This window comes from Dissulfurimicrobium sp., from assembly GCF_049968175.1.
Classification (GTDB): Bacteria; Desulfobacterota; Dissulfuribacteria; order Dissulfuribacterales; family Sh68; genus Dissulfurimicrobium; species Dissulfurimicrobium hydrothermale.
On record NZ_JBMFRG010000081.1, the window covers coordinates 1 to 6861 of the forward strand.

The following is a 6861-nucleotide window of genomic DNA, read 5'->3' on the forward strand; positions in this document are numbered from 1 at the left end:
TGGCACGTTAGGTTTTTTCCGTTATATTAACTTATATATAACTAAATTTAAACCATTATACAACGACACCCTTATCAGCTAAAGAAAAAGAAATAGTCTGTTTTTACTGGCCAGGTGTTTTCTCGCGTATCCCTTGAAGGAAAAATTCGCTTATCTGTTTTGCCGCAGTCGATACACTATATTTTTTGCGGCTTGAAAGCACCCAAAAGCGGGACATCTCGTCCAGCGCCCCAAAAAACGCCCTTTTGAATATGCCCGGCATCACGTCCGCCCTGAATACACCTGCCGCCTGCCCTTGTCTTACTATCTGGGAGATGATGTTTACATATTCGGCGAACTTTTTATTGCGATATTCCTTCATAAATTTACTGCTCTGACGCAGCTCGACCTGGATGATCTCCGCCAGGTCTCTATTTTCTTCTACGAGGCTTAAGTGCAATGCAGCAAAACGCTCCAGCTTCTCCTCTGGGCTCTCAAGCAAGGCCAGCTCTTGTTTGACCTTTGCAATTATTTTCCCTATCTCTTCCTCAAAGATTGTAACTAATATATCATATTTATTGTTAAAATAGAGATAAATAGTACCATCGGCGACATTTGCCTCTTTCGCTATCTCGGATATCCGCGAGTTAAAAAAACCATTTCTTGCGAAGACCTTAATGGAAGACTGGATGATCTTTTCATGTTTGTCGGCTATCTTCATAATATATAATTTTATATAGATACGGCTTTTATTGTGAATGAATATACATTCAGAATAAAATATCTCATCCTGACTCCGTCTGTCAAGTTTTAACTCAATGCCCTTGAAAGGACGAATGAAATTGTCTATAAAATATAGTTATTTTAAATATATGTCTATTGTCTATTTTAATACAAACAACAGGGAAAGTGGCTAAAATTAATCCGCCGCCCGCGAAAGAAATCACACAGGAATTTATAGAATACTGGCAGGAAATAAGCCAGCCGGCAGTCATCCATATAAAAGATACGATCATTGTCGCAAACGAGGCCTTTTCAACACTCTTCGGACAACAAAGAAATGAAGACGTGCCAGGGCGATCTATGGCTGACTTCATATCTCCATGGCCCATGGATACACCCAGGCCTGGATGGAGAAGCGCCATGGGCAGGCGTGGAGACGGTTCAAACATAGACATTGAGGTCGTATGTCTACCGTTGTCCGTCAGCAGCGGCATACTGCATCAGAGCCTCATCAAAGACGTCTCAGAGATCAAATCATGGGAAGACAAGCTTCTTCAGGCTGAGCGGCTTACGGCCATGGGAAAGCTTGCAGGCGAAATAGCACATGAGATCAACAATCCCCTTGGCGGGATACTGCTTTATGCGAACCTTATAAAAGAAGAACTGAACGAAGAAGACGTCTCATATGAAAACATAGGAAAGATCATAAAGCTTGCGACAAGATGCCGTATCATAGCAAAAGGGCTTTTGAATTTCGGCAGGTCTTCTTCAAAAAGCTATGCGCCGGTCGATTTGAATCAAATTATAAAAGATGTCTACGCCCTCATCGAAGATCATCATATACTGAAAAATATAGAGGTAGATATGCGCTTTAAAAAAGACCTGCCCCATTTCATGGGCGACAAAGGCCAGATTGAACAGGCAATACTTAATCTTATCATAAATGCAGGGGAGGCCCTGAACAACAAGGGAAAACTCATTATAGAAACGGATTTTTCAAAGGAACAGAGGCTTGTATGTCTTACCGTCGAAGACAATGGTCCAGGGATACCTGATGATCTACTGCCAAGGATATTTGAACCATTTTTTACTACAAAACGGGCCGGAAAGGGGACGGGACTGGGTCTTTCGATAACGCATGGCATAGTACAAAGGCACGGCGGAAAGATAACTGTAAATAGCAAACCAGGGTATGGGACCCGTTTTGAGGTAAAAATACCCCTTTCAGGCGGAGGATAGCCATAAGATGAAAGAGGACATCTTGATTATAGATGATGACGCGGCCATAAGAGATGGATGCGCTCAGGTCTTAAGGCGGAGAAAATTCGATGTCTCTGAGGTCTCGAGGGGTAAGGAGGCATCTGAACTCCTTGACCGATATGAATACGATCTCATACTGCTCGACCTCAAGATGTCTGACATAAACGGCCTTGATCTGCTCAGGACCATCAGGGAAAAAGACCCGATCGTGCCAGTGGTTATAATTACGGCCTATGGCACCATACAAAACGCCATAGAGGCTATGCGCCTCGGAGCCAATGATTTCCTGTCAAAACCCTTTGAGCCCGACGAACTCCTTATAACTGTAGAGCGGAACCTTAAAGCCAGGCAACTTGCCATGGAAAACCTCTTTTTAAAAGAAGAGCTCAAACGCAAAGAGGGTGAGGTCAAGATCATAGGCGAAAGCAAGGCTATAAAGACCCTCTTGGAACAGGTGGCAAGACTCGCACCTACCGACAGTACAGTATTGATAACTGGGGAAAGCGGAACAGGTAAGGGTCTCATTGCAAGGCGCATCCACGAATTGAGTCCAAGGCGCGACCACCCATTCGTGCCGGTCGACTGTTCTACTCTTGTTCCATCGCTGTTTGAAAGCGAACTGTTCGGACATGCAAAGGGTGCCTTCACAGGGGCCAATGCAAATAAGATGGGTAAATTTGAACTTGCAAACCATGGGACGCTCTTTCTGGATGAAATAGCAAACATAGGCTTTGAGCGCCAGGCAAAGCTCCTTAAAGCTGTAGAGGAAAAAGAAATATCAAGGGTGGGCAGCAACAGACTCACCAAAGTGGATGTCAGAATAATAGCGGCTACGAATCAAGACCTAAAGCAGGCCGTACAAAACGGGACTTTTCGCGAAGACCTCTATTTCAGATTAAACGTAGTTGCAATAAAGACCCCACCTCTTAGGGAACGAAAAGACGATATACCAGCCTTGGCCGAATACTTTTTGAAGAAATTCGGTGAAAAGCATGGACGCCGTGGCCTTTTTCTTACAGAAGAAGTAATCCGTCTCCTGTCACAATATCAATGGCCTGGCAACGTAAGGGAATTTGAAAACAGCATGGAGCGCCTGGTGATCTTTGCCGACAAAGAGGCCATAGGACCGGACGATATCGAACTCAGCGGACTTCCAATAACAGCAGGCGGCCAAGACACTTTCCAGAGACATGGCATCGATGGTGTTGATGGAACCGAAAGCGGCTCATACGAGACATACGAACTCATGCCCCTGGATGAGATGGAACGCAGATATGTCGTGCAGGTATTGAGAGAAAGCAAAGGAAACCGCACAGAGACCGCGCGCATCCTCGGCATAGATAGAAAAACGCTACGCCAAAAACTCAAGAAGTGGGGCATAGAAGAAATATAATGAATTCATCAAGCCTTCTTGACAGTATATGCCTGTGACAGTAACTTGTTCAGGTTTTCAACGGGTCATGAATATCCCGGGAGGGATGGCCGAGTGGTTTAAGGCGGCGGTCTTGAAAACCGTTGTGCCGAAAGGCACCGTGGGTTCGAATCCTACTCCCTCCGCCATACCTTAAAAATTTCAAGGTCATTAGACCTCGAAAAGAAAAGCCTGGAGAGGTGACCGAGAGGCCGAAGGTGCTCGCCTGCTAAGTGAGTGTACGCCGAAAGGTGTACCGAGGGTTCGAATCCCTCCCTCTCCGCCAGAAAAACAGGCGTAGGATTAATCGCCCTGGCTAATCAACCGGCGACGGCCGGTTTTTTTATAGAAGTGAAAAGTCTATTTTTTAGGAGATTCAAGCCATGATGCCCAACTTCCTCTTTACATCGGAGTCGGTAACCGAGGGCCATCCAGACAAGGTAGCCGATCAGATTTCAGACGCAATTCTGGACGCGATCATCGCCAAAGACCCTTATGCAAGGGTGGCATGCGAGACCTTGGTAACCACAGGGCTTGCCCTTATCGCGGGCGAGATCACGACGGATTGCTATGTTGACATGCCGCAGGTAGTGCGCGGCACTATAAAAGAAATCGGGTACTCCGACTCGAGCATGGGATTCGACTGGCAGACCTGTGCGGTCCTGACCAGCATCGACAAGCAGTCACCCGACATCGCTATGGGCGTTGATAGAAACGGCGACATTGGCGCAGGGGACCAGGGGCTCATGTTCGGCTATGCCTGCGAGGAGACCCCCGATTATATGCCGATGCCGATCTGGTATGCGCATCGACTGGCCCAACGCCTCGCTGAGGTAAGAAAGAAAGGGATATTGCCCTTCCTGAGACCGGACGGCAAGACCCAGGTAACCATCCGCTATGAAGATCACAAACCAATCGCCGCATACTCAATAGTGGTAGCAGCCCAGCATGAACCTCAAGTGAGCCATAAAGAGATAGAAGAAGCCGTTATAGAAGAGGTAATAAAAAAGATCGTGGCCCCCGAACACCTCACCAGGGAGACTGAATTCTTCATAAACAGCACAGGTAGATTCGTCGTAGGTGGACCGCTTGCCGATTGCGGCGTTACAGGCAGGAAGATCATCGTCGACACATACGGGGGACGCGGGCATCACGGCGGCGGTGCATTCTCCGGGAAAGACCCGACCAAGGTAGACCGCTCTCCGTCCTATATGGCCAGGTATGTGGCCAAAAATATCGTGGCAGCCGGCCTCGCCGGTGAGTGCGAGGTCCAGGTGGCCTATGCTATCGGGGTGCCGAGGCCACTAGCAATAAACGTGCGCACCTACAATACAGAGAGGATACCGCAGGGACGCATAGTTGAACTCATAGAGAAGAACTTTAGCTTTAAGCCAAGGGATATAATCGAATATCTGGATCTTAGGCGGCCTATATACAAAAAGACTGCCGCATATGGCCACTTCGGGAGGATGGAACCCGAATTCACATGGGAACGTCTCGACATGGTGGAAACTTTAAAAGACCAGGCTGGGCTCTAGGAGGAAGACATGGATCATCACATAAAAGATATCGGACTTGCCGAAGACGGCTGCCTCCGCATTGAATGGGCGGCAAAGAGCATGCCGGTATTAAATCAGATCAAGGAACGTTTTGAGACTGAAAAGCCTTTAAAAGGCATGAGGCTCGGTGCTTGTCTCCACGTCACAACAGAGACTGCGTCCCTTGTCCGGACACTCAAAGCAGGCGGGGCAGAGGTATATCTGTGCGCATCCAACCCATTGAGCACGCAAGATGATGTTGCTGCCTCGCTGGTAAAATACGACGCCATCCCTGTCTTTGCCATAAAGGGCGAAGACAACGAGACCTATTACGCCCATCTCCGCGCGGTACTTGATGCAAAACCGAATGTCACCATGGATGACGGCGCCGACCTCGTCTCAACACTCCACACCGAGAGAGAAGGGCTTCTTGAAGACATTATAGGCGGCACAGAGGAGACCACCACAGGCGTCATAAGACTCAGGGCCATGGCCAAGGACGGTGTACTCAGATATCCAATCATAGCAGTAAATGATGCGAACACCAAACATCTATTCGATAACCGCTATGGCACCGGCCAATCTACACTTGACGGCATCATAAGGGCCACAAACAGACTTATAGCGGGGAGTGTCTTTGTAGTGGCCGGATACGGATGGTGCGGCAAAGGTGTAGCAATGAGGGCAAAAGGCATGGGTGCAAGGGTGATAGTAACCGAAGTTGATCCGCTAAAGGCCCTCGAGGCGGTAATGGACGGCTATGACGTCATGCCTATGGCCGAAGCGGCCCCGATCGGCGATTTCTTCTGCACCGTAACAGGAGATATCCATGTTATAAGAAAGGAACACTTCCTTAAAATGAAGGATGGGGCCATAGTTGCAAATTCAGGCCACTTCAATGTAGAACTGAACCTCAATGACCTTTCCGATATCACAGAGGCCAAGAGGACTATAAGGCCATTCGTCGAGGAATATACTATCGTCAACAAAAGACGCATCTATGTCCTGGGCCAAGGACGACTTATAAACCTTGCATCTGCGGAAGGTCATCCATCGAGCGTTATGGACATGAGCTTCGCCAACCAGGCCCTGTGTGCGGAATACATGGCAAAAAACGCTGAAAAACTCGAACGGAAGGTCTATGGCGTCCCTGAAGAGATAGATCGTGAGATAGCAAGGCTTAAGCTCATCAGTATGGGCATCGATATCGACCGGTTGACGGATGAGCAGGCAAGATATCTCGGATCGTGGGCTATGGGTACGTAGCCGCTCGGTTCAACCAAAAAACAAGCCGCTCCTTTCCGGTTTTCGCAAAGAGAGCGGCTGTTGATTTTCAGCTGCCTGTCAAGGTTATCAGAGTTCTTTAAGGGCTACAAACTTTAAGGCATGGGTCGTACACTTTGCCACGCATGCTGGTCTGAGCCCCTGATCGACCCTGTCCATGCAATAGTCGCATTTAATCGCCTTTCCTGTAGCCGGATTGAACTGAGGCACACCCCACGGACACGCCCCGGCGCAGGCCATACAGCCTATGCACTTTTCCTGATCCACAAAAACTATGCCGTCCGACCGCTTTTGCATGGCGCCGGTCGGACAGATAGGGACACAGAAAGGATCTTCACAGTGATAGCAGGACCTGAAATGGAACTCGGACTTGGGCACACCCTTTACGGCCTTCAACGGTTCATGGCTTATTTCACACAGAATAGGGCCGACCGGGAGTCCCTTGTTGACCTTGCAGTGCACCTCACAGCCATGACACCCTATGCAACGCTTTGAATTGAGATAAAGCATGTATTTGTTCATAGCTCAACGCTCCTCTTCGGATTTTTGGGGCTCCGCCTTACCTCAATAAAACACTCACACAGGCAAAGCCCGCCGCCGGACTGATCCATGTCTTTAAGGAAACACCCTGTCATAAGCTTTTGGTCGCTCATGCCCGCGTGATAG

At 48.3% G+C, this 6861-nt stretch carries 6 protein-coding genes and 2 tRNA genes; 6 read left to right on the forward strand and 2 right to left on the reverse strand.

All coding sequences use genetic code 11. From position 1 onward, the window contains the following. Positions 1-103 precede the first annotated feature (103 nt). A complete protein-coding gene (locus ACP5SG_RS08930; protein ID WP_237888571.1) occupies positions 104-700 on the reverse strand; it encodes a TetR/AcrR family transcriptional regulator in 597 nt (198 codons plus the stop codon). A gap of 188 nt (positions 701-888) precedes the next feature. On the opposite strand from ACP5SG_RS08930, the gene ACP5SG_RS08935 reads away from it, so the two are divergent. The 6 genes from ACP5SG_RS08935 to ahcY all read left to right on the forward strand — a co-directional run bounded on the left by ACP5SG_RS08935 (position 889) and on the right by ahcY (position 6177). Then, a complete protein-coding gene (locus tag ACP5SG_RS08935) occupies positions 889-1941 on the forward strand; it encodes a two-component system sensor histidine kinase NtrB (RefSeq protein WP_237888572.1) in 1053 nt (350 codons plus the stop codon). 7 nt (positions 1942-1948) lie between these two features. Then, positions 1949-3355, forward strand: a complete 1407-nt coding sequence (locus ACP5SG_RS08940; RefSeq protein WP_424661713.1) for a sigma-54-dependent transcriptional regulator — start codon at positions 1949-1951, stop codon at positions 3353-3355. A gap of 79 nt (positions 3356-3434) precedes the next feature. Next, positions 3435-3522: transfer RNA gene (locus ACP5SG_RS08945), tRNA-Ser, on the forward strand. 45 nt (positions 3523-3567) lie between these two features. Continuing rightward, positions 3568-3659 (forward strand) — tRNA-Ser (locus ACP5SG_RS08950). Positions 3660-3759: 100 nt separating this feature from the next. Then, positions 3760-4911 (forward strand): methionine adenosyltransferase, encoded by a 1152-nt coding sequence (metK, locus tag ACP5SG_RS08955; protein ID WP_428123739.1) that lies wholly within the window; start codon positions 3760-3762, stop codon positions 4909-4911. A 9-nt stretch (positions 4912-4920) separates the two neighbouring features. Continuing rightward, positions 4921-6177, forward strand: coding sequence for an adenosylhomocysteinase (ahcY, locus tag ACP5SG_RS08960; RefSeq protein WP_237888575.1), 1257 nt, complete (start codon positions 4921-4923; stop codon positions 6175-6177). Positions 6178-6264: 87 nt separating this feature from the next. On the opposite strand, the gene ACP5SG_RS08965 is transcribed toward ahcY, so the two are convergent. Beyond that, positions 6265-6717, reverse strand: a complete 453-nt coding sequence (locus ACP5SG_RS08965; protein ID WP_237888576.1) for a 4Fe-4S dicluster domain-containing protein — start codon at positions 6715-6717, stop codon at positions 6265-6267. Positions 6718-6861 lie beyond the last annotated feature (144 nt).

What these genes read in the sequence shown, in the direction of transcription:
- ACP5SG_RS08940 (WP_424661713.1), top strand. Translation starts at nt 1,949, where the DNA reads ATGAAAGAGGACATCTTGATTATAGATGATGACGCGGCCATAAGAGAT.
- metK (WP_428123739.1), top strand. Translation starts at nt 3,760, where the DNA reads ATGCCCAACTTCCTCTTTACATCGGAGTCGGTAACCGAGGGCCATCCA.
- ACP5SG_RS08965 (WP_237888576.1), bottom strand. Translation starts at nt 6,717, where the DNA reads ATGAACAAATACATGCTTTATCTCAATTCAAAGCGTTGCATAGGGTGT.
- ACP5SG_RS08930 (WP_237888571.1), bottom strand. Translation starts at nt 700, where the DNA reads ATGAAGATAGCCGACAAACATGAAAAGATCATCCAGTCTTCCATTAAG.
- ahcY (WP_237888575.1), top strand. Translation starts at nt 4,921, where the DNA reads ATGGATCATCACATAAAAGATATCGGACTTGCCGAAGACGGCTGCCTC.